This is a genomic window from Noviherbaspirillum pedocola (genome assembly GCF_016632335.1).
GTDB lineage: Bacteria > Pseudomonadota > Gammaproteobacteria > Burkholderiales > Burkholderiaceae_D > Noviherbaspirillum_A > Noviherbaspirillum_A pedocola.
In genome coordinates, this window is record NZ_JAEPBG010000003.1 from 259,442 (window position 1) to 277,989 (window position 18,548).

Annotated in this window: 21 protein-coding genes and 1 pseudogene; 9 read left to right on the plus strand and 13 right to left on the minus strand. The window is 62.9% G+C overall.

Annotation, left to right across the window (positions count from 1 at the left end; translation table 11 throughout):
* Nucleotides 1-36: 36 nt before the first annotated feature.
* From dnaJ to can, 4 genes are read left to right on the plus strand one after another with little or no spacing between them, the layout of a single operon-like run.
* Nucleotides 37-1,161, plus strand: coding sequence for a molecular chaperone DnaJ (gene dnaJ, locus JJB74_RS09645; RefSeq protein ID WP_200591638.1), 1,125 nt, complete (start codon nucleotides 37-39; stop codon nucleotides 1,159-1,161).
* Nucleotides 1,154-1,888, plus strand: a complete 735-nt coding sequence (locus JJB74_RS09650) for a DUF3047 domain-containing protein (RefSeq protein WP_200591639.1) — start codon at nucleotides 1,154-1,156, stop codon at nucleotides 1,886-1,888. The genes dnaJ and JJB74_RS09650 overlap by 8 nt, the downstream gene beginning before the upstream one ends.
* 9 nt (nucleotides 1,889-1,897) lie before the next feature.
* On the plus strand, nucleotides 1,898-3,025 hold the full coding sequence (locus JJB74_RS09655; protein ID WP_200591640.1) for an FAD-dependent oxidoreductase: 1,128 nt from the start codon (nucleotides 1,898-1,900) through the stop codon (nucleotides 3,023-3,025).
* A 32-nt stretch (nucleotides 3,026-3,057) separates the two neighbouring features.
* Entirely contained in the window at nucleotides 3,058-3,723 is a 666-nt protein-coding gene (can, locus tag JJB74_RS09660) for a carbonate dehydratase (RefSeq protein ID WP_200591641.1), read from the plus strand.
* Between the two features lie 196 nt (nucleotides 3,724-3,919).
* Here the strand turns inward: can and JJB74_RS33155 are convergent.
* From JJB74_RS33155 to hda, 7 genes and pseudogenes are all read right to left on the minus strand, one after another.
* Nucleotides 3,920-4,255 (minus strand): annotated as a pseudogene (locus tag JJB74_RS33155) (DUF5615 family PIN-like protein).
* Nucleotides 4,252-4,485 carry a DUF433 domain-containing protein gene (locus JJB74_RS09675; protein WP_200591644.1) on the minus strand — a complete coding sequence of 78 codons (234 nt, stop codon included), beginning with the start codon at nucleotides 4,483-4,485 and terminating at the stop codon, nucleotides 4,252-4,254. Before JJB74_RS09675 ends, JJB74_RS33155 begins: the two are co-directional and overlap by 4 nt.
* A 120-nt stretch (nucleotides 4,486-4,605) precedes the next feature.
* Nucleotides 4,606-5,436: a 3-methyl-2-oxobutanoate hydroxymethyltransferase gene (gene panB, locus JJB74_RS09680; RefSeq protein WP_200591645.1), complete on the minus strand. Its 831-nt coding sequence runs from the start codon at nucleotides 5,434-5,436 to the stop codon at nucleotides 4,606-4,608.
* A gap of 45 nt (nucleotides 5,437-5,481) precedes the next feature.
* Complete coding sequence (gene folK, locus JJB74_RS09685) at nucleotides 5,482-5,976, minus strand: 2-amino-4-hydroxy-6-hydroxymethyldihydropteridine diphosphokinase (protein WP_200591646.1); 495 nt, start codon at nucleotides 5,974-5,976, stop codon at nucleotides 5,482-5,484.
* Nucleotides 5,973-7,406 carry a polynucleotide adenylyltransferase PcnB gene (gene pcnB / locus JJB74_RS09690; protein WP_200591647.1) on the minus strand — a complete coding sequence of 478 codons (1,434 nt, stop codon included), beginning with the start codon at nucleotides 7,404-7,406 and terminating at the stop codon, nucleotides 5,973-5,975. Before pcnB ends, folK begins: the two co-directional genes overlap by 4 nt.
* Nucleotides 7,399-8,070 (minus strand): histidinol-phosphatase, encoded by a 672-nt coding sequence (locus JJB74_RS09695; RefSeq protein WP_200591648.1) that lies wholly within the window; start codon nucleotides 8,068-8,070, stop codon nucleotides 7,399-7,401. The genes pcnB and JJB74_RS09695 overlap by 8 nt, the downstream gene beginning before the upstream one ends.
* On the minus strand, nucleotides 8,067-8,750 hold the full coding sequence (hda, locus tag JJB74_RS09700) for a DnaA regulatory inactivator Hda (protein WP_200591649.1): 684 nt from the start codon (nucleotides 8,748-8,750) through the stop codon (nucleotides 8,067-8,069). Before hda ends, JJB74_RS09695 begins: the two co-directional genes overlap by 4 nt.
* Before the next feature lie 229 nt (nucleotides 8,751-8,979).
* On the opposite strand from hda, the gene purM reads away from it, so the two are divergent.
* The 5 genes from purM to JJB74_RS09725 all read left to right on the plus strand — a co-directional run bounded on the left by purM (nucleotide 8,980) and on the right by JJB74_RS09725 (nucleotide 11,738).
* Entirely contained in the window at nucleotides 8,980-10,023 is a 1,044-nt protein-coding gene (purM, locus tag JJB74_RS09705) for a phosphoribosylformylglycinamidine cyclo-ligase (protein ID WP_200591650.1), read from the plus strand.
* Nucleotides 10,024-10,026: 3 nt separating this feature from the next.
* A complete protein-coding gene (locus JJB74_RS09710; protein ID WP_200591651.1) occupies nucleotides 10,027-10,407 on the plus strand; it encodes a VOC family protein in 381 nt (126 codons plus the stop codon).
* Nucleotides 10,408-10,516: 109 nt separating this feature from the next.
* Nucleotides 10,517-10,798 carry a hypothetical protein gene (locus JJB74_RS09715; RefSeq protein WP_200591652.1) on the plus strand — a complete coding sequence of 94 codons (282 nt, stop codon included), beginning with the start codon at nucleotides 10,517-10,519 and terminating at the stop codon, nucleotides 10,796-10,798.
* 275 nt (nucleotides 10,799-11,073) lie between these two features.
* Nucleotides 11,074-11,295: a hypothetical protein gene (locus tag JJB74_RS09720; RefSeq protein ID WP_200591653.1), complete on the plus strand. Its 222-nt coding sequence runs from the start codon at nucleotides 11,074-11,076 to the stop codon at nucleotides 11,293-11,295.
* Between the two features lie 209 nt (nucleotides 11,296-11,504).
* On the plus strand, nucleotides 11,505-11,738 hold the full coding sequence (locus JJB74_RS09725) for a hypothetical protein (protein WP_200591654.1): 234 nt from the start codon (nucleotides 11,505-11,507) through the stop codon (nucleotides 11,736-11,738).
* A gap of 122 nt (nucleotides 11,739-11,860) precedes the next feature.
* Here the strand turns inward: JJB74_RS09725 and JJB74_RS09730 are convergent, their stop codons facing one another.
* The 6 genes from JJB74_RS09730 to JJB74_RS09755 form a co-directional block, all read right to left on the minus strand.
* Nucleotides 11,861-12,739 (minus strand): peptidase, encoded by an 879-nt coding sequence (locus JJB74_RS09730; RefSeq protein WP_200591655.1) that lies wholly within the window; start codon nucleotides 12,737-12,739, stop codon nucleotides 11,861-11,863.
* Between the two features lie 35 nt (nucleotides 12,740-12,774).
* On the minus strand, nucleotides 12,775-13,575 hold the full coding sequence (locus JJB74_RS09735) for a transglutaminase family protein (RefSeq protein WP_200591656.1): 801 nt from the start codon (nucleotides 13,573-13,575) through the stop codon (nucleotides 12,775-12,777).
* A gap of 4 nt (nucleotides 13,576-13,579) precedes the next feature.
* Entirely contained in the window at nucleotides 13,580-14,650 is a 1,071-nt protein-coding gene (locus tag JJB74_RS09740) for an alpha-E domain-containing protein (RefSeq protein ID WP_200591657.1), read from the minus strand.
* Between the two features lies 1 nt (nucleotide 14,651).
* Nucleotides 14,652-16,061, minus strand: a complete 1,410-nt coding sequence (locus JJB74_RS09745; protein WP_200591904.1) for a circularly permuted type 2 ATP-grasp protein — start codon at nucleotides 16,059-16,061, stop codon at nucleotides 14,652-14,654.
* A 187-nt stretch (nucleotides 16,062-16,248) separates the two neighbouring features.
* The gene (locus JJB74_RS09750) at nucleotides 16,249-18,291 is read right to left on the minus strand and encodes a sodium:solute symporter family protein (protein WP_200591658.1); all 2,043 of its coding nucleotides are present in this window, start codon (nucleotides 18,289-18,291) and stop codon (nucleotides 16,249-16,251) included.
* Complete coding sequence (locus JJB74_RS09755) at nucleotides 18,281-18,547, minus strand: DUF4212 domain-containing protein (protein ID WP_200591659.1); 267 nt, start codon at nucleotides 18,545-18,547, stop codon at nucleotides 18,281-18,283. Before JJB74_RS09755 ends, JJB74_RS09750 begins: the two co-directional genes overlap by 11 nt.
* Nucleotide 18,548 lies beyond the last annotated feature (1 nt).

An 18,548-nucleotide genomic window follows, 5' to 3' on the forward strand; every position in this document is an offset into this window, starting at 1 on the left:
CCGCCGCTCGGCGTTTTGCTGCAAGAGAGGGCCTAGATGGCAAAGCGCGATTTTTATGAAGTGCTGGGCTTGGCGAAAGACGCTTCGGATGACGACATCAAGAAGGCGTATCGCAAGCTGGCGATGAAATACCATCCCGACCGCAACCCGGACAGCAAGGCGGCCGAGGAAAAATTCAAGGAAGCCAAAGAGGCTTACGAGATGCTGTCCGATCCGCAGAAGCGCGACGCCTACGACCGTTACGGTCACGCTGGCGTCGATCCGAACATGGGCGGCGCGGGCGGCTTCTCCGGCGGCTTCGCCGATACCTTCGGCGACATCTTCGGCGACATCTTCGGCGGTGGCGGTGGCGGTCGTGGCCGCGGCGGTCCGCAGGTCTACCGTGGCGCCGATCTGCGCTACAACCTCGAGATCACGCTGGAGCAGGCAGCCAACGGCTTTGACACCACGATCCGCGTGCCGTCCTGGGACAACTGCGAGACCTGCCACGGCAGCGGCGCCAAGCCGGGCACGTCGCCCACCACCTGCCCGACCTGCGCCGGCCACGGCCAGGTGCGCATGCAGCAGGGCTTTTTCAGCATTCAGCAGACCTGCCCGAAATGCCACGGCTCGGGCAAGGTGATTCCGGACCCGTGCCCGACCTGTTCCGGCGCCGGCCGCATCAAGCGCAACAAGACGCTGGAAGTGAAGATCCCGGCCGGCATCGACGACGGCATGCGTATCCGTTCGTCGGGCAATGGCGAGCCGGGCATGAACGGCGGGCCGCCGGGCGATCTGTACGTTGAAATCCATATCAAGCCGCACCCGGTGTTCCAGCGCGAAGGCGACGATCTGCATTGCGAGATGCCGATTTCCTACGCCGCCGCAGCCCTGGGCGGCGAGATCGAAGTGCCGACGCTGGGCGGCAAGGTGTCGTTCACGGTGCCGGAAGGCACGCAGTCGGGCAAGGTATTCCGCCTGCGCGGCAAGGGCATCAAGGGCGTGCGCTCGGGATTGGCCGGCGATCTGTTCTGCCATGTCGTGGTCGAAACACCGGTGCGCCTGACCGATAAGCAAAAGGAATTGCTGCGCGAATTCGATCGCTCGATGACCGAGGGCGGCTCGCGCCACAGTCCGCAAAGCAAGTCGTGGAAGGACAAGGTCAAGGAGTTCTTTGAATAAGCTTCACCTGGCCCGAACAGCCGCTGGCAGCGATGCCAGCGGCTTTTTCATGTGCATGTGCGGCGCAATCAGCAGGCACCGGCCGCGCATGCGACGGTGGATGGGCGCTGCTGCCCTCGCGCTCGTTGGCGCACCGGCCGTTGCGGCCGGCATCGTCGTTGGCGCGTTTTCCGGCGGCGACCTCAACGGCTGGGAAGAGAAATCGTTCAAGGGCCATACCCGCTATGCGCTGACGATGGTGGATGGCCGCACCGTGCTGGAAGCGCAGACCGATGGCGCAGCGTCTGGCCGCTTCCGCAAGATCCATATCGACCTGACAAAAACGCCGATGCTCGAATGGTCGTGGAAGATCGAAGCGCCGTATGCCGGCATCGATGAAAACACCAGGCGCGGCGACGACTTTCCGGTGCGTCTTTACGTGGTGATTGAACGTGGCGTATTCGGGCTTTCCAGCCTGGCGCTGAACTATGTGTGGGCGGCGCAGAATCCGGTCGGCATGCGCTGGCCGAATCCGTTCACGAAGCAGGCGATGATGCTCGCCGTCGACAGCGGCGCGGCGCAGGCTGGCCAGTGGGTGAAGCACCGCCGCAATGTGCGCGAGGATTTGCGCGCTGCCTTCGGCGAAGACATCACCGCCATCGATGCCGTGGCCGTCATGACCGATGGCGACAACAGTGGCAGCCGTGGCCATGCCTGGTATGGCGATATTGTGTTTTCGGGCGAATAGGGCTGCGGCATGACGCGTCTGTTGCTGATCGGGGGCGGGCATTCCCATCTGTTCGTACTGGAAGCCCTGGGCCGGCTGGCGCCGTCGCAACGTGCCGGCATCAAAGCGACACTGGTCACGCGCGAGCTGCATACGCCGTATTCCGGCATGCTGCCGGGTTTGGTCGCCGGGCATTACGCGGCCGCGGAAACCCATATCGACTTGCTGCCGCCGGCGGCACATGCCGGCGTCGACATCGTGCAGGCGCGCATAGGCGCGCTCGATCCGCTTGCCAGGCGGGCGCGCGCCGACGATGGCCGCGGCTGGGATTTCGATGTCGTCTCAATCGACATCGGCTCGACGCCACCGGTGTGGCAAGTTTCGGGTGCTGCCGCGCATGCATTGCCGGTCAAGCCGGTGGGCGACTTTCTGGCGGGATGGCAGCGTATCCAGGCGCTGGCCACGCGGCGAACTCGGGTTGCGCGTCTGGTCGTGGTCGGCGCTGGTGCGGGCGGCGTGGAACTGGCGCTGGCCATGGCCTATCGGATGAAGGTGGCGGGCGTATCCATGCATTGCACCTTGCTCGGTCGCAGCTTGCTTGGCGGCTATCCAGCACGCGCCGCGCGGCTGGCCATGCGCCGCATGCAGGAGGCCGGCATCGATGTTTTCATGGGCGCCGAGGTCAAAGCGGTCGAAGAGGGCAGGCTGCATCTGAACGACGGCCGCGCCATTGCGCATGATGCGTTGATCTGGGCCACCGGCGCCGGCGCGCAACCCTGGCTTGCACAGTCCGGGCTGGCCTGCCGCGACGGCTTCATCGAAGTCGACGATTGCCTGCGTTCGACCAGTCACGCGCAGGTATTCGCCGCCGGCGACGCGGCCAGCCATGCCGGCATGCCGTGGCTCAAGTCCGGCGTGATCGCGGTGCGGCAGGGGCCGATATTGGCGGAAAACCTGCTGCGCTCGATGCGCGGTGAACCCTTGCTGGCCTATCATGCGCAGCGCTCGCACCTGGCGCTGATTTCCACCGGCGGCCGTCATGCGATCGCCTGCTGGCGCGGGATGGCGTGGCAGGGCGACTGGGTATGGAAATGGAAGGATGCGATCGACCGCCGCTTCATCGAACGCTTTTCGCTGTCGGCCGCGCGCCGGCATTGATTCACGGAATATTTGACACAGGAGTACGCAGCATGAGCTTGAAAACCGCCAGGGAAATCACTTACCCGCAGCTATTTGAAAACAACCGCCAGTGGGCCGCCGACATCTCGGCGCAGGAGCCGGGTTTTTTCCAGCGCCTGGCGGCGCAGCAGACGCCGGAGTACATGTGGATAGGCTGCTCGGACAGCCGGGTGCCGGCGAATGAACTGCTGGGCTTGCTGCCGGGTGAGCTGTTCGTGCACCGGAATATCGCCAACGTCGTGGTGCACAGTGATCTGAACTGCTTGTCGGTGCTGCAGTTCGCGGTCGATGTGCTGAAGGTCAAGCACATCATCATCTGCGGCCACTATGGCTGTGGCGGCGTGCAGGCAGCCATGATCGGCCGGCGCGTCGGCCTGGCTGACAATTGGCTGCGCCATGTGCAGGACGTCTCGGTCAAGCACGGCCGCTATCTCGGCCAGGTGCTGGGGGACAAGGAGCGCCTGGACCGGCTCTGCGAGCTGAACGCCATCGAGCAGGCGCACAACCTGTGCCAGACCACCATCATCCAGGACGCCTGGGAACGCGGCCAGGAAGTCACGGTGCACAGCATTGTCTATGGCGTGCATGATGGCCTGCTGCGCGATCTTGGCGTGAACATCGGCAGCCAGCGGCAGCTGGAGGAATCGATGGCGACGGCGTTCACGGCGTATGAGTGAACAGGATTGAACAATGCAAGCCGGGTGGGATGAAACCTGTACGGCTTCAGCGATTTGCGCGAAGCGAAGCGTCCGTTCAAATGCTCCTGGTTTGTTCGGGCATTCGGACATGTCTGGATTTGTATCGTGGCGCTATGAGCACTCTTACTGCATCAAGCCATGGGCTTGCGTCGCTGAATCGACAATAGTCAAAGCTTTATTCGTAGAGTTCGACAAGACCCACTGCCGGCTCGGCCAAGGTGGAGGCGATTGCTGAAAACTGCCGAATCAATGCGCTGATGATTGCGTGATTGCTGCAATTGCCCATTCTCAGGCGGACGACTTTCGGCGGATGGCCGAGAACATTCAGCAATCCCTGAAAGTCGTCGTCCTTGGTCACGATCACATACCCGTTCTACTTGGCAAAACGCCAGATCGACCGATCATCAGCACGCTCAATCCCAAGCAAGCTGACATGGGATGAATCGGGATAGCTCTCGATGCGCATCGGCAGGATGCGTCGTGAAATATTTTCGTCTAGCAGCAACTTCATGCCACGACGTGCAACACGGCGGCACGACCTTCGCGATCGGCAGCATAAGCCAACGATGCCAGCACATCATCGCGGGTCAATTCAGGATAGTCGGCCAGGATATCGTCGATGCTCATGCCGTCAGCCATCCATTGCAGGATGTCCTGCACCGTGATACACAGACCCCGGATGCATGGTTTGCCGCCACGCTTGCCGGGCTCCAAGGTAATGATCGCTTGATAGTTGATCATCAGATACATCGAGGAAGGTTGAAACGAAACAGTCGGATTACTCTACAGCGCCTTGCGTGCAGCCGCTACGATAGCTCCACTTTCATTGCTGCCGCGGCGAGCAGCGGCGTCCCTCTCATCTCAGAAACAATGCTCCGCCGCCGGAAAGCTGCCATCCCTGACCGCCTGCACATAGGCCAGCACCGCGGCATCGATGCTGGTCTGGCCTTCCATGAAGTTCTTCACGAAGCGCGCCTTGTGGCCGGGGAAGACGCCGAGCATGTCATGCATCACCAGCACCTGGCCGGCGCAATCCGGGCCGGCGCCGATGCCGATGGTCGGCATCGCCAGCGATTCGGTGACTTCCTTGCCCAGGCCGCGCGGGATCGCTTCCAGCACCAGCACGGATGCGCCAGCCTGCTGCAGCGCCAGCGCATCGGCCTTGAGCCGGTCCGCCGCTTCGGTGGACTTGCCCTGCACCTTGAAACCGCCGAGCACATGCACCGATTGCGGCGTCAGGCCGAGGTGCGCGCACACGGGAATGGCGCGCTCGGTGAGGAAGTGGACGGTATCGGCCAGCCAGGCACCGCCTTCGATCTTCACCATCTGCGCGCCGGCCTGCATCAGCATCGCCGCGTTGGCAAAGGCCATCTCGCGCGTGGCATAGGTGCCGAAGGGCATGTCCGCCACCAGCATCGCGTTGCGGTTGCCGCGCGCCACGCTGGCGGTGTGATAGGCCATGTCCTGTATCGTCACCGGCAGCGTCGAACCGTGGCCCTGCGACACCATGCCGAGCGAATCGCCGACCAGCAGCATGTCCACGCCGCAGCGGTCCATCAGCGCTGCGAAGCTGGCGTCATAGCAGGTCAACATCGTGATCTTCTCGCCTTTGGCGCGCATCAAGAGCAGGGTGGGGATGGTGACCGGCTTGGTGCGCGCGGCGCCGGCGTTTTCTTGTAGGTAGGCTGCCATTGTGATGTCTCCTGCGGATGGTTTATCGATGTGATGTGGCCGGCGCTAAGGCTTCAGCAGCCGTATCGCCTGCGCGGCCACATCCGGCATGAAGCCCTGCGCCGGCCCTGCGCCGGGAATCGTGATCAGTGGATCGAGCTGCAGCAGCGGCACCAGCACGAAGGCACGCTGCGTCATGCGCGGATGCGGCACGATGAGGCCGGGTTCGTCGATGCGTTCTTCGCCATACAGCAGCAGATCGAGGTCAAGAGTGCGCGGCGCATTGTAGCCGGGCCGCTCGCGGCCCAAGTCCTGTTCAATGTCGAGCAGATGGCGCAGCAACTCCTGCGCCGGCAATGCAGTATCGATGCGCGCCACCGCGTTCACATAATCATCGCCGTCGGCATCGACAGGCGCGGTGGCATACAGGCTTGATGCCGCATCCAGGCGTGTTTGCGGCAAGCTGTTCAAGCGCTGCAATGCTGCTTCCACGCTGGCGCGCGCATCGCCGAGGTTCGCGCCCAGGCCGATGTAGGCGAGCACATGCGCGGCAGCATTCATTCGACGTTGTCCCTGGTCACAGGTTCGCCGGTACGAGCGCCGCCCTGCGCTTCATTGCCCGCGTTCTCTGCGCTCGCGCCATTGGACCCGCTGGCTCCCCCGGCGGCATTTCGGTTGCGGCTGCGACTGCGGCGTCGCTTCTTCGCCGGTGCATCGCCTTCCGTGCGCGGCTTTCTGGTCAGCAGTTCTTCGCGGGTTGCGCCATCGCCTTCGATGAAGGCGGTCCACCACTCGCCGATCTCGGCGTCGATTTCGCCGGAGGCGCAGCGCAGCAGCATGAAGTCATAGCCGGCGCGCATGCGCGGATGTTCGATCAGCTTGTAGGGCGACTTGCCGGTACGGCGCTCGAAGCGCGGCTGCATTGCCCAGATGTCGCGCATGTCGGACGCAATGCGCCGCTGCAGCGCGAGCTTCTCGGTCTGGCCGTTGAGCACATCGTCGGCCGCCATGTGCAGCGCCGGGATCGGCAATTCTCCGGCGGCCTGGTAAGCGCGCCATTTCTCCAGCGCCTGGTGCCACAGCAGCGAGGCGAACAGGAAACCCGGCGACACCGGCTTGCCGGCCTTGATGCGGGCATCGGTATTGTCCAGGGCTAGGCGCACGAAGCGCTCGCCGAGCGGCTGCTCCATCACCACGTCCAGCAGCGGCAGCAGGCCGTGATGCAGGCCTTCGCTGCGCAGGCGCTCGAGGCAGGCCATGGCTTGCCCGCTCATCAACAGCTTTAGCATTTCATCGAAGACGCGCGCGGCCGGCACGTTGTTGAGCAGCGGCGCCATCACACTGATCGGCGCGCGCGCGGCCGGATCGATCTCGAAGCCGAGCTTGGCGGCGAAGCGCACCACGCGCAGCATACGGACCGGGTCTTCACGATAGCGCTCTTCCGGCACGCCGATGATGCGCAGCGTCTTCGCGCGGATGTCTTCGATGCCGCCGTGATAGTCCAGCACCTGCTGCGTGGCCGGATCGTAGTACATCGCATTGATGGTGAAGTCACGCCGCAGCGCGTCTTCATGCTGCTCGCCGAAGGTGTTGTCGCGCAGCACGCGGCCATGCTCGTCGCGCGGCGCGGCTTCCGATGAGCTGCCGCGGAAGGTGGTCACTTCCAGCAATTCCTGCCCGAACATCACATGCACGATCTGGAACCGGCGGCCGATGATGAAGGCGCGCCGGAACAGGCGCTTGACCTGCTCGGGCGTGGCATTGGTGGCGATATCGAAATCCTTGGGCGGAATGCCCAGCAGCAGATCGCGCACCGCGCCGCCGACGAGAAAGGCCTTGTAGCCTTCGGCCTGCAGCGTCTGCGTGACGCGGACCGCGTTCGGCGATACCAGCTCGGGCCGGATGCGGTGTTCTTCGGGACCGAGGATGACCGGCTGGGTGGGATCGGCCGCCGGCTTGCCGAGGATGCGCCTGATGAGCTTCTTAATCATTGAACAGATTCAGAATGGGCCAGCCCTGCGCCTTCGCATGGGCGCTGAGACGGGCATTGGGATTGGTTGCCACCGGATGGGTCACGGCGGACAGCAGCGGGATATCGTTCTGCGAATCGCTGTAGAAGGTGCTGGTGGCGAAGCCTTCCAGCGTTTGGCCGCGCGCGTTGAGCCAGTGGCGCAGATTGACCACCTTGCCCGGACCGTAGGGCGGCGTGCCGCGGAAGGCGCCGGTGATGTCGCCGCTGTCGTCGAGCACGGGCTCGGCCGCGATCAGATGCTCAACGCCGAAGGCTTGCGCGATCGGCGCGGTGACAAAGCGGTTGGTGGCGGTGATGATCAGCACTAGGTCGCCGGCGTCACGATGGCGGCGCACCAGATCGAGCGCCGCCGGCCGCAGCGCCGGCCGGATCACTTCTTCCATGAATTGCCGGTGCAGGCTGTCGAGCTTTGCGCGCGGAAAGCGCGCCAGGTTGCCAAAGGCGAATTCGAGATAGGCCACCGGGTCCAGCGTGCCGGCCTGGTATTGCTCGTAGAACTCGGCATTGCGGCGCGCGAATTCCACCGCGTCCACCGCGCCGACGCGGCACATGAACTGTCCCCACTCATAGTCGGAGTCCAGCGGCAACAGCGTATGGTCGAGGTCAAACAGCGTCAGGTTCATGTCTTTGATTCTTCTTCCAGCTGCAACAGGCTGCGCAGCAGTGGCAGGGTAATGGGACGCTGGGTTTCCAGCGAATAACGGTCCAGCGCATCGAGCATGGCCGACAAGGATCGCATATCGCGCTGGAAATGCGTAATCAGATAGGGCAGCACGCCGGCCGAGAGCTGCAGGCCGCGCGCCTGCGCCGCCTGGTTCAGCGCGGCGATCTTTTCCTCATCGGACAGTTCATGCACCTGGTAGATCAGGCCCCAGCTCATGCGGGTGCGCAGATCTTCGCGCACTGGCAGCACAGCCGGAGGCACCGCGCCGGCGACGATCATCATCGCGCCATGCTCGCGCGCTTCGTTGAACAGATTGAATGCGGCGATCTGCGACTTCGCCGGCAACTGTTCGCAATCGTCCAGCAGGTAAAGCGGAATGTCGGGCTCGAAGCGCCATGCACGTTGCGGCGCGTCGGCCGCGAGATAGCGCGAGCGGCTCGATGCGGCCAGCGCGCGCAGCAAATGCGTCTTGCCGGCGCCGGCGCGGCCCCACAGGTAGACGAAGCGCTCATGCGGCGCAACGGTGGAATGTGACGCCAGGCGGCGCATCAGTTGATACAGTTCCGCGTTCCGGCCGGCTTCGAAGTTGGCCAGGGTTTGCCACTTTTCGGCGTTCAGATCCAGCAGCAACTGTCTCATGCTAGTGGGCTTCGCGCTGGCAGGCCGGGCCGTCGCTCGCCGCATGCCCGCACCGCAACGGGCCGCTCGGCAGACCTGGAGTCGGCATCGGCGCGGCGGTTGGCGATGAAAGAAAACGGCATGAATTCGGCGACGGCAATGGGCGGTTTGATAAAATACCGGTTTTTCCGGATGCGTTGATCCGGCTCGAAACCCGTTATTCTACCGCCTTCCGCGGCCATATCCCGCCATGACTTCTCCTTCGAACGTTTCCCTGTCCTATTCCGATGCCGGCGTCGACATCGATGCCGGCGATGCCCTGGTTGAAGCCATCAAGCCCTACGCGAAACGGACCATGCGGGAAGGCGTGCTCGCCGGCATCGGCGGCTTCGGCGCATTGTTCGAGATCGGCAAGAAATACCGGGAGCCGGTGCTGGTGTCCGGCACCGATGGCGTGGGCACCAAGCTCAAGCTGGCCTTTCAACTGAAGCGCCATGACACTGTCGGTATCGACCTGGTCGCCATGAGCGTCAACGACATTCTGGTGCAGGGCGCCGAGCCGCTGTTTTTCCTCGACTACTTCGCCTGCGGCAAGCTCGACGTGCCCAGCGCGACCGATGTCATCAAGGGCATCGCCCATGGCTGCGAACTCGCTGGCTGCGCATTGATCGGTGGCGAAACCGCCGAGATGCCGAGCATGTATCCGGACGGTGAATACGACCTGGCCGGCTTCGCGGTTGGTGCGGTGGAAAAGTCCGAGATCATCGATGGCAGCAAGATCGCGCCGGGCGATGTGGTGCTGGGCCTGGCGTCTTCCGGCGTGCATTCCAACGGCTATTCGCTGGTGCGCAAGATCATCGAGGTTGCCAGGCCTGATCTGAATGCCGATTTCCACGGCCAGCCGCTGGCAGACGCGCTGATGGCGCCGACCCGCATCTATGTGAAGCCGCTGCTGGCGCTGATGAAGGCGATCGAAGTGCGTGGCCTGGTGCACATTACCGGCGGCGGCTTGGTGGAAAACATTCCGCGCGTGCTGCAACCGAATCTGACTGCGGTATTGAAGCGCGACGCCTGGACCATGCCGCCACTGTTCTCCTGGCTGCAGCAGCATGGCGGCGTGGCCGATGCTGAGATGCATCGTGTCTTCAACTGCGGCATCGGCATGACTGTGATCGTGTCGCCCGCGAATGCCGACGCGGCGATAGCGCAATTGCGCGCCGCCGGCGAGACCGTGTTCCGCATCGGCGAAATCCGCGAGCGCCAGGGCGACGAGGCGCAAACCATCGTCGAGTAAACCATGCAGGTCGCGCGACTGGACCACCTGGTGCTGACCGTCGCGGACATCGACACGACCTGCGATTTCTATACCCGCGTGCTCGGCATGCGGGTCATCACTTTCGGCGAAGGCCGCAAGGCGCTGGCCTTCGGCGCGCAGAAGATCAACCTGCATCGGCACGGTCATGAATTCGAGCCAAAGGCGCAACGTCCGACGCCGGGTTCGGCCGATCTGTGCTTCATCACCGACACGCCGCTCGATGAGGCCGCTGCGCGTATTCGCGCGGCTGGCGTCGAGATCATTGAAGGGCCAGTGCGGCGCACTGGCGCGCAGGGGCCGATACTCTCCGTCTATTTCCGCGATCCGGATGCGAATCTGATTGAGGTCTCGAACGTCTGCTGAATCGTTCTGCTTTCCAAAACATTAAATGGAACATTGAACTAATCACGCGTCGGCCGTGACAGATGCCACGCGGCGCTGCCTTCCTGCGGCGCCATCACGTGGAGGACGTATGAAAGAAGGTGCTGCAAAACTATCCAATACGGCTGACGAGATGCCATCGACGGTTGATGACGGCTTGCTCGAGTCGATCACTGGCGGCAAACAGCCTGAATACCTGACCCGAGAAGAAGCTACAGAGATCGTGCGCAGAAATGTCGAGTGGAATGAGCAGAGAGGCTGCACTACTGATCCTAAATCGCAGCAAATCATGCTGGAGCAATGGATGGCCAAGCCCATCAACCGCGCCGAACTCGAAAAGAAAGGTGGTATCTCGTATTTCTTCCCCAAGTGAAGCAGGTATGGAGGGCAGTCATGCAAGGCCGGGCATTCCAGTCCCGGCTTTTTTCATGGCTTTTTCTCGAATGCATGCCTTCCTGTGCGCCTCTTGCGTCAGCGTAGCTACGGAGGCGCAACATTACCGTGTCGGGACATTCGCATCGACGGTTTGTGTCTCCCCTATCTCATCCACCTTTAACTCGGATACTGGAACACCGTCATGTTGGCATTCCACTAAGGCTCTGCCGGAGAGCATTCCGCTTTCGCTGGCTAATTGTTATGGAGAATGCCATGTCAGAACAGAAGGGCTCGCAAAAATCGCGGCGTAATACTCAGGGTACGGCCTTGGAAGAAGAAAAGCTGGAGGACATTCAAGGTGGCGCAAGTGGTGGAACGCCTGAATTCGGAGAGCGCATAGAGAATGTAAAGCATTCATTACAGAACAACCCCGTCATAAAAAACATTCCTGTATCGCCGGGGCAAGAAGAACCCATGGCGCCTCCCGGAAGGTAACAGTTTCCCTTTTCACCATTGCAGAAGCCGAAAGGATGATTCGCGGGTCCGTTCGCATGCGGTCGTCGGCATCGTTTCTAGGCCGGTTCGTTTCATCCAGCACGGCGGCAACTTTTCTCAACCGCGCTACAGTGCCTGGCCCGCATGCGATGCATGAAAACGTTCGCCGGCAATCTTGCTTTCAACACTTGATTCCCAGGGAGAATGAGATGCCTGAACAGCAGAAGAATGGTAAGTCTCAGAACGAGGCGGCAGATAAAGCCAAACTGGAAGATAACGCGCTCGATGATGTGCAAGGCGGAATTTGCGGTCCAGGCTCTTGCGACCCCAGTAAAGATGGCCTCGACATTATTAAAAGGAATCCAGAGCAAATATCTACCGATATCTCTGTGCTCGCAGAGTCTAGACGTCGACTTGAAGAGATGGAAAAGGAGAAGCAATAACGCGACGTGCGCCAAAGAAGGCTTTGGACATCGAAGCGCGCAACGAACTTCCTTACCAGAGGCTGCGCCTGAAGTTCCCGAAGTCCGTAAGCTAACCAGCTTCCGGACTTTTTCGTTCAGCCTCAGTGCTGCGCATCATCCCCGCCCTGCTGCGCCACACTTTGCAACGGCAAACTCTGCTGCACGCCCGCGGCTACATCCTTCGGCGGCGGGATCCGCACCGGATGCGCATACGTTCCCGCCTTCGACAGCGCCGGCTCCGTGCTCGGCTGCGGCGCATTCCACACCGGGTCATCGATGCTTTCAAAAATACGCTTCAGCTGCGTTCCCCAGGTCTCGCGGATCATGCGGAAATACGCATTCTTCTCATCGATGGAAACAAAACGATTCACGGCCAGCGCATCGCATTCGTACACCAGCAGATCCAGCGGCAGCCCAACCGAGATGTTCGAGCGCAAGGTCGAATCCATCGAGATCAGCGCGCACTTGGCCGCTTCATCCAGGCTTGAGGCCGGCGTGATCACCCTGTCGATGATGGGCTTGCCGTATTTCGACTCGCCGATCTGGAAGTAGGTGTTTTCATCATGTGACTCGATGAAGTTGCCGGCCGAGTACATCTGGAACAGCCGGCATCCTTCGCCGCGGATCTGGCCGCCAAAGATCATGCGCACATTGAAGTCGATGCCAAAGTCGCCCAGCGCCTTTGCGTCGCGCGCATGCACCCGGCGTATGGCCTCGCCGACGATGCGCGCGGCGTCGTACATCGATGCCACGTTCCAGATCGATTCGCCCTGCGCGCTGCGATAATCCGTGATCGCCTGCCGTATCGATTGCGACAGAGACAGGTTGCCCGAGGTCATCAGCACCATCACCCGATCGCCGGGATTCTCGAACAAATACATCTTGCGGAAGGTGCCGACATTGTCCACGCCGGCATTGGTGCGCGAGTCGGAGAGAAAGACCAGCCCCGCATGGAGGCGCATGGCGACGCAGTAGGTCATGATGTCGTTCGGCAAGAAAAATGCGGATTGTACCTTTACTGCTCGCGCGAGACGCTGACGTCGACCCGCAGGGTTTCATGGCCGCCGCCACGGCGCACGCCGCGCACCGGTGCGGCCGAATCGTAATCGCGCGCCACGGCCAAGCGGCAGTAGTGCAGATCCTGCGGGCAGGCATGAGTGACGTCAATGCTGACCCAGCCGCTGTAATCGCCATCTTCCACCCAGGCATCGACCCAGGCATGGCTGTCGGCATGGTCGCTGGTGCCCGGGTCGATGTAGCCGGACACATAGCGCGCCGGCACGCCCTGCGCGCGGCAGCAGGCCAGGAACAGATGCGCATGATCCTGGCACACGCCTTCTCCAAGCGCGAGCGCATCGGCAGCGGCGGTCGAGACTTCGGTGGCGCCGCTGCGATAGGCCACCGCGTCGCGTATCGCTTCGGCCAGCGCCAGCATGCTGGCGGTGCTCCGACCGCGTAGATGGCGCGTGGCGAACTCGGCCACCGGCTCGCTCGCTACGGTCAGCCGGGTCGCGACGCTGTAGACCAGCGGCGGCAGACTGCCGATATCCTCGAGCCTGCCGCGATCCAGCGGCAAGAGTTGCACCCGACCGGCGGCGACGAGATGGCTTTCATCGTGCCTGCCGGTGATGGTCAGCACATGCATCGCATTGCCGTAGGCATCGTCAGTCGCATGGCAGCGTCCCGGCGCGGCGATATGCCAGGACAGCGTCTGCTGATGCGCCTCGCGGCGCGGCGTCAGGCGCAGCAGCTGAATCGCGTACGACAGCGGCTCGGTATAGCGGTAATGCGTTTCGTGGCAGATGGTCAGGATCATGGGATCAGGCCGAAAGCGGCAGCAGGAAATCGCGACTGACCCGGTTGCCGATTTCATAGACATCGGCGAGGAAACGGTCGAGGTAGTCATGCAATCCGGAGCTCAGGATGTCCTCGATGGTAGCGAAGCGCAGCTGTGCATGCAGGCGGCCGGCGAAGCGCTCGGTGTCGGCCGATACATCGTTGCGTACCTGTTCCAGATTGGACAGCACTTCGTTCATGCAGTAGATCAGCGAGCGCGGCATGTCGGACCTGAGCATCAGCAGCTCGGCCACCCGTTCCGGCGTGATGACGTCACGATAGACCTTGCGGTAAGTTTCGAAGGCCGACACGGAGCGCAGCACCGCGGCCCAGTGATAGAAATCGCGCTGCGTTTCCAAGCTCTGCGCGCCTTGCATCCCCTGCATCCCCTGCATCCCCTGCATCCCCTGCATCCCCTGCATCCCCTGCATCCCCTGCATCCCCTGCATCCCCTGCATCCCCTGCATCCCCTGCATCCCCTGCGCGGCCTGCGCCTCGCGCGCCCCATGGAACTTCACGTCGAGGATGCGCGCGGTATTGTCGGCCCGCTCCAGGTGCGTGCCCATGCGGATGAAGTAGAAGGCCTCGTCCCTGAGCATGGTAGCGATGGTCACGCCGCGCGACAGGTGCGAGCGGTACTTGACCCATTCGAAGAACGCGCTCGGATTGTCCTCCTGCGCGCGCTTCTTCAGCTGGCCCTGCAGCTCCAGCCAGGTAGTGTTCTGGATTTCCCAGACTTCGGTGGTCAGCGAGCCGCGCACCGCGCGCGCATTCTCGCGCGCGCTGGCCAGGCAGGAGGCGATGGAGGAGGGGTTCGATGGATCGCGCACCATGAAGTCGAGCACATCGCGCGCATGGACGTGCGCGTACTTGCGCGCATAGGCTTCCTCCAGCTCGGAAATGCCCAGCATCGCGCGCCAGCCCTGCTCAGTGGCTTGCGGGCTTTGCGGCAGCATCGCCGTCTGCACATTCACGTCGAGCATGCGCGCGGTGTTTTCGGCGCGCTCGGTATAGCGCGCCATCCAGAAAAGATTGTCGGCCGTGCTGCTCAGCATGTCATTCCTCCAGAATCCAGGTGTCCTTGGTGCCGCCGCCCTGCGACGAATTCACCACCAGCGAGCCTTCCTTCAATGCCACGCGGGTCAGCCCGCCCGGCGCCATGGTCACGGTCTTGCCGGACAAGACAAAGGGACGCAAATCGATATGCCGCGGCGCGATGCCGGCTTCGACGAAGGTCGGACAGGTCGACAGCGCCAGCGTCGGCTGCGCGATATAGCCTTCAGGTTTGGCGAGGATGCGCTGACGGAAGGCTTCGATCTCTTCCCTGGTTGATGCCGGCCCGACCAGCATGCCGTAGCCGCCGGCGCCATGGGTTTCCTTCACCACCAGATCGGCAAGATTGGCCAGCGTGTAATCGAGGTCTTCGCGGCGCCGGCATTGCCAGGTCGGAACGTTGTTGAGGATCGGCTCCTCGGAAAGATAGAAGCGCACCATGTCCGGCACATACGGATAGATCGACTTGTCGTCGGCCACGCCGGTGCCGATTGCATTGGCCAGCGTGACGCGGCCTGCGCGGTACACCGACAAGAGGCCCGGCACGCCGAGCGTGGAATCGGCGCGGAAGGCAAGGGGGTCGAGGAAGTCATCATCGATGCGGCGGTAGATCACGTCGACGCGCTTCGGTCCGCGCGTGGTGCGCATGTAGACCGTGTTATCGGCCACGAACAAATCCTTACCCTCGACCAGTTCCACACCCATCTGCTGCGCCAGGAACGCATGCTCGAAGTAGGCCGAGTTGTACATGCCGGGCGTCATCACCACCACGGTGGGATTGTCCACGCCCAAGGGCGCAACCGAACGCAGGTTGTCCAGCAACAGGTCTGGATAATGCGCCACCGGCGCGATGCGGTGCCGCGCGAACAGTTCGGGAAACAACCGCATCATCATCTTGCGGTTTTCCAGCATGTAGGACACGCCGGAAGGCACGCGCAGATTGTCTTCCAGGACGTAGTATTCGCCGGCGCCGGCGCGCACGATGTCCACGCCGGCGATATGCGCATAGATGTCTGATGCGACATCGACGCCCTGCATCTCGGGTCGATACTGCGCATTGCGGAACACCTGTTCGGCCGGCATCACGCCCGCCTGCACGATGCGCTGCTCGTGATAAATGTCATGGATGAACATGTTGAGCGCGCGCACTCGCTGTACCAGTCCCGCCTGCAGCATCTTCCATTCATTGCCGGGAATGATGCGCGGGATGATGTCAAAGGGAATCAGGCGCTCGGTGCCAGCATCGCTGCCATAGACCGCGAAGGTGATGCCCACGCGGCGGAAGATCAGGTCGGCTTCGGCGCGCTTGTGCGCCAGGGTGTCCGGCGACTGATCGGAGAGCCAGCGGTCAAAGACGCGATAGTGCTCGCGGGCTTCGCCGACGGCATGCATTTCATCGAAGGGAGTGGGCATGGTGAACTGGAGCATGGGTAGGCCAAATGGCATGCTTCCTGCAATCAAGAAGCATGCCCGCCCGGCATGGGGCGTCGCAATTCGGCAGGCCGGCATGCGGGATGCGACCTGCCGTCAATGCGCCGTAACCAGTTGTCGCAAACGCTGCGGCTGCAAGGCATGCTGTTGTGCCATGCCGCGCCCAGCCTCATGCATCCGGTTGGCGCAATTGCTCAATGAATCCCTCGATTCGTGCATCCGGCGGCGCCGTCATGAGGCTTGCCAGCACCAGCGCGGTGCATCCGGCCGGCACGCCGAAGACCCCGGCCGATATCGGCGCGATGCCGAACCACAGGGATGCAAGCTCGCCTTCCGGCACGGCGCCGGCATGCAGCATGTAATACACGCAGACCATGAAGCCGACCAGCATGCCGGCGATGGCGCCGCAACCATTGGCGCGGCGCCAGAACACCGCGGCCACCAGCACCGGAAACAGTGTCGAGGCCGCCAGCGAAAACGCCATGCCGACTACTGTCAGGATGTTGCCTGGCTTGAGCGACGCGGCATACGCGGCCAGGAGCGCCACCACCACCAGCATCAGCTTGGAAATCGTCACCCGTTTCTGGGTCGAGGCCATCGGGGCGATCGTCTTGTAATAGGTATCGTGCGCGAGCGCGCTGGATATGGTCAGCAGCAGGCCATCCGCGGTGGACAGCGCCGCGGCCAGTCCGCCAGCGGCGATCAGGCCGGAAATCACATAGGGCAGGCCGGCGATCTCGGGCGTGGCCAGCACCACCATGTCGGCATCGATGGCGATCTCGGCAAGCTGTACATAGCCGTCGCCGTTGATGTCGGTGATCTGCACCAGTGGATGCAGCTTGTCGATGCTGGCCCAATAAGAGACCCAGGCCGGCAGGCTGTTGTATTCGCTGCCCACCAGCGAGGTATAGATGTCGTACTTCACCAGCGCGGCCAGCGCCGGCACGGCGGTGTAGACCAGCAGGATGCACAGCAGCGTCCAGAACACCGAGCTGCGCGAGGCCGCCACCGATGGCGTGGTGTAGCTGCGCACCAGGATGTGCGGCAGCGCGGCGGTGCCCATCATCAGGCACAGCACCAGGGCCAGAAAGTTGTTGCGGCGCGCATCCGAACTCGCCTTGTCCGGTCCTGGAAACGGCGCGACATGCGAATTCGGCGGCGCGGCGCGCGCGAGATTCGCGGCCCGGTCTTCCGACCAGACGCGGCGCGCCTCCGCCGGATCGCGCGGATAGGCCGCGAGTTCGCGCGTGGCGGCGCGGATCTGCAGCAGCGAGGCATTGCTGGTCTTCAGATCTTCGACGTGCCGCTGCGCCAGCCGCTTTCCCTCTTCCCAGGAACCGGGCAGGGCGGCCAGGCGCGCCGTATCCTCATCGGCGCGGCGGCGGAAGGCGGCGCGCACTTCCTGTTCGGCCGGATCCGCAGTGAGCTCGGCTTCGCGCTGCGACAGCTTGGCCAGCGCCGCGCCATACGCCACCTGCGGCACCGGGATGCCGGTGTGCTCGGCCGACAGCCACACCACCGGAATCATGTAGGCGACCAGGATGATGATGTACTGCGCCACCTGGGTCCAGGTGATCGCGCGCATGCCGCCGAGGAATGAGCACACCAGGATGCTGGCCAGGCCGAGGAAGATGCCGATGGAAAAGTCGATGCCGGTAAAGCGCGAGGTGATGAGGCCGACGCCATAGATTTGCGCGACCACATAGGTGAAGGAAATCATCACCGTGGCCGCCGCCGAGATCAGCCGGATCGGCGTGCCGCTGCCCCTGACCGGATAGCGCGCGGCGAGAAAGTCGGGGATCGTGTACTGGCCGAAACGACGCAGATAGGGCGCAATCAGCAGGGCTACCAATACATAACCGCCGGTCCAGCCCATGATGTAGGCCAGGCCGTCGAAGCCCTGCAGATACAGGCCGCCGGCCAGGCTGATGAAGCTGGCCGCCGAGATCCAGTCGGCCGCGGTCGCCATGCCGTTGAACAGCGCCGGCACGCGGCGTCCGGCGACATAGTATTCGACCACGTCCGCGGTGCGGCTGATCACGCCGATGCCGGCATACAGCACGATGGTGGCGAAGATGAACAGATAGCCGATCCAGGTGCGCGGAAAACCTTCCTTTTCCAGCACCGCCAGCGCGGCCAGGATCAGGAAGAAGCCGATGGTGTAGAGCAGATAGTGCTGCGTCAGGCGCCGGGTATATCGCTTAAGCGCCATGGCGTTCCTCCAGCGCTTTGCTATCGATTCGACGCATGCACAACGCATAGATGCCGATCAGCGCCAGATAACCGAGCAGTGCGCCCTGGGCAGCGAGGTAGAACGACAGCGACCAGCCGAATACCACCAGCTGCGACAATTCCCGCGCAAAGAAGATGGCCACGAAGGTCAGCGCGAACCAGATCGCCAGCAGCAGCAGGGTCAGGCGGCGCGTGCGGCGCCACCAGATGCTGCCGCGTTGTTCTGTGGAAGGCATG

Bases quoted from the DNA above. Each gene is read 5' to 3' on its own strand.
- dnaJ (WP_200591638.1), top strand. From the start codon at position 37: ATGGCAAAGCGCGATTTTTATGAAGTGCTGGGCTTGGCGAAAGACGCT.
- JJB74_RS09655 (WP_200591640.1), top strand. From the start codon at position 1,898: ATGACGCGTCTGTTGCTGATCGGGGGCGGGCATTCCCATCTGTTCGTA.
- can (WP_200591641.1), top strand. From the start codon at position 3,058: ATGAGCTTGAAAACCGCCAGGGAAATCACTTACCCGCAGCTATTTGAA.
- JJB74_RS09675 (WP_200591644.1), bottom strand. From the start codon at position 4,485: ATGATCAACTATCAAGCGATCATTACCTTGGAGCCCGGCAAGCGTGGC.
- panB (WP_200591645.1), bottom strand. From the start codon at position 5,436: ATGGCAGCCTACCTACAAGAAAACGCCGGCGCCGCGCGCACCAAGCCG.
- folK (WP_200591646.1), bottom strand. From the start codon at position 5,976: ATGAATGCTGCCGCGCATGTGCTCGCCTACATCGGCCTGGGCGCGAAC.
- pcnB (WP_200591647.1), bottom strand. From the start codon at position 7,406: ATGATTAAGAAGCTCATCAGGCGCATCCTCGGCAAGCCGGCGGCCGAT.
- JJB74_RS09695 (WP_200591648.1), bottom strand. From the start codon at position 8,070: ATGAACCTGACGCTGTTTGACCTCGACCATACGCTGTTGCCGCTGGAC.
- hda (WP_200591649.1), bottom strand. From the start codon at position 8,750: ATGAGACAGTTGCTGCTGGATCTGAACGCCGAAAAGTGGCAAACCCTG.
- purM (WP_200591650.1), top strand. From the start codon at position 8,980: ATGACTTCTCCTTCGAACGTTTCCCTGTCCTATTCCGATGCCGGCGTC.
- JJB74_RS09710 (WP_200591651.1), top strand. From the start codon at position 10,027: ATGCAGGTCGCGCGACTGGACCACCTGGTGCTGACCGTCGCGGACATC.
- JJB74_RS09715 (WP_200591652.1), top strand. From the start codon at position 10,517: ATGAAAGAAGGTGCTGCAAAACTATCCAATACGGCTGACGAGATGCCA.
- JJB74_RS09720 (WP_200591653.1), top strand. From the start codon at position 11,074: ATGTCAGAACAGAAGGGCTCGCAAAAATCGCGGCGTAATACTCAGGGT.
- JJB74_RS09725 (WP_200591654.1), top strand. From the start codon at position 11,505: ATGCCTGAACAGCAGAAGAATGGTAAGTCTCAGAACGAGGCGGCAGAT.
- JJB74_RS09730 (WP_200591655.1), bottom strand. From the start codon at position 12,739: ATGACCTACTGCGTCGCCATGCGCCTCCATGCGGGGCTGGTCTTTCTC.
- JJB74_RS09735 (WP_200591656.1), bottom strand. From the start codon at position 13,575: ATGATCCTGACCATCTGCCACGAAACGCATTACCGCTATACCGAGCCG.
- JJB74_RS09740 (WP_200591657.1), bottom strand. From the start codon at position 14,650: ATGCTGAGCAGCACGGCCGACAATCTTTTCTGGATGGCGCGCTATACC.
- JJB74_RS09745 (WP_200591904.1), bottom strand. From the start codon at position 16,061: ATGCCCACTCCCTTCGATGAAATGCATGCCGTCGGCGAAGCCCGCGAG.
- JJB74_RS09750 (WP_200591658.1), bottom strand. From the start codon at position 18,291: ATGGCGCTTAAGCGATATACCCGGCGCCTGACGCAGCACTATCTGCTC.
- JJB74_RS09755 (WP_200591659.1), bottom strand. From the start codon at position 18,547: ATGCCTTCCACAGAACAACGCGGCAGCATCTGGTGGCGCCGCACGCGC.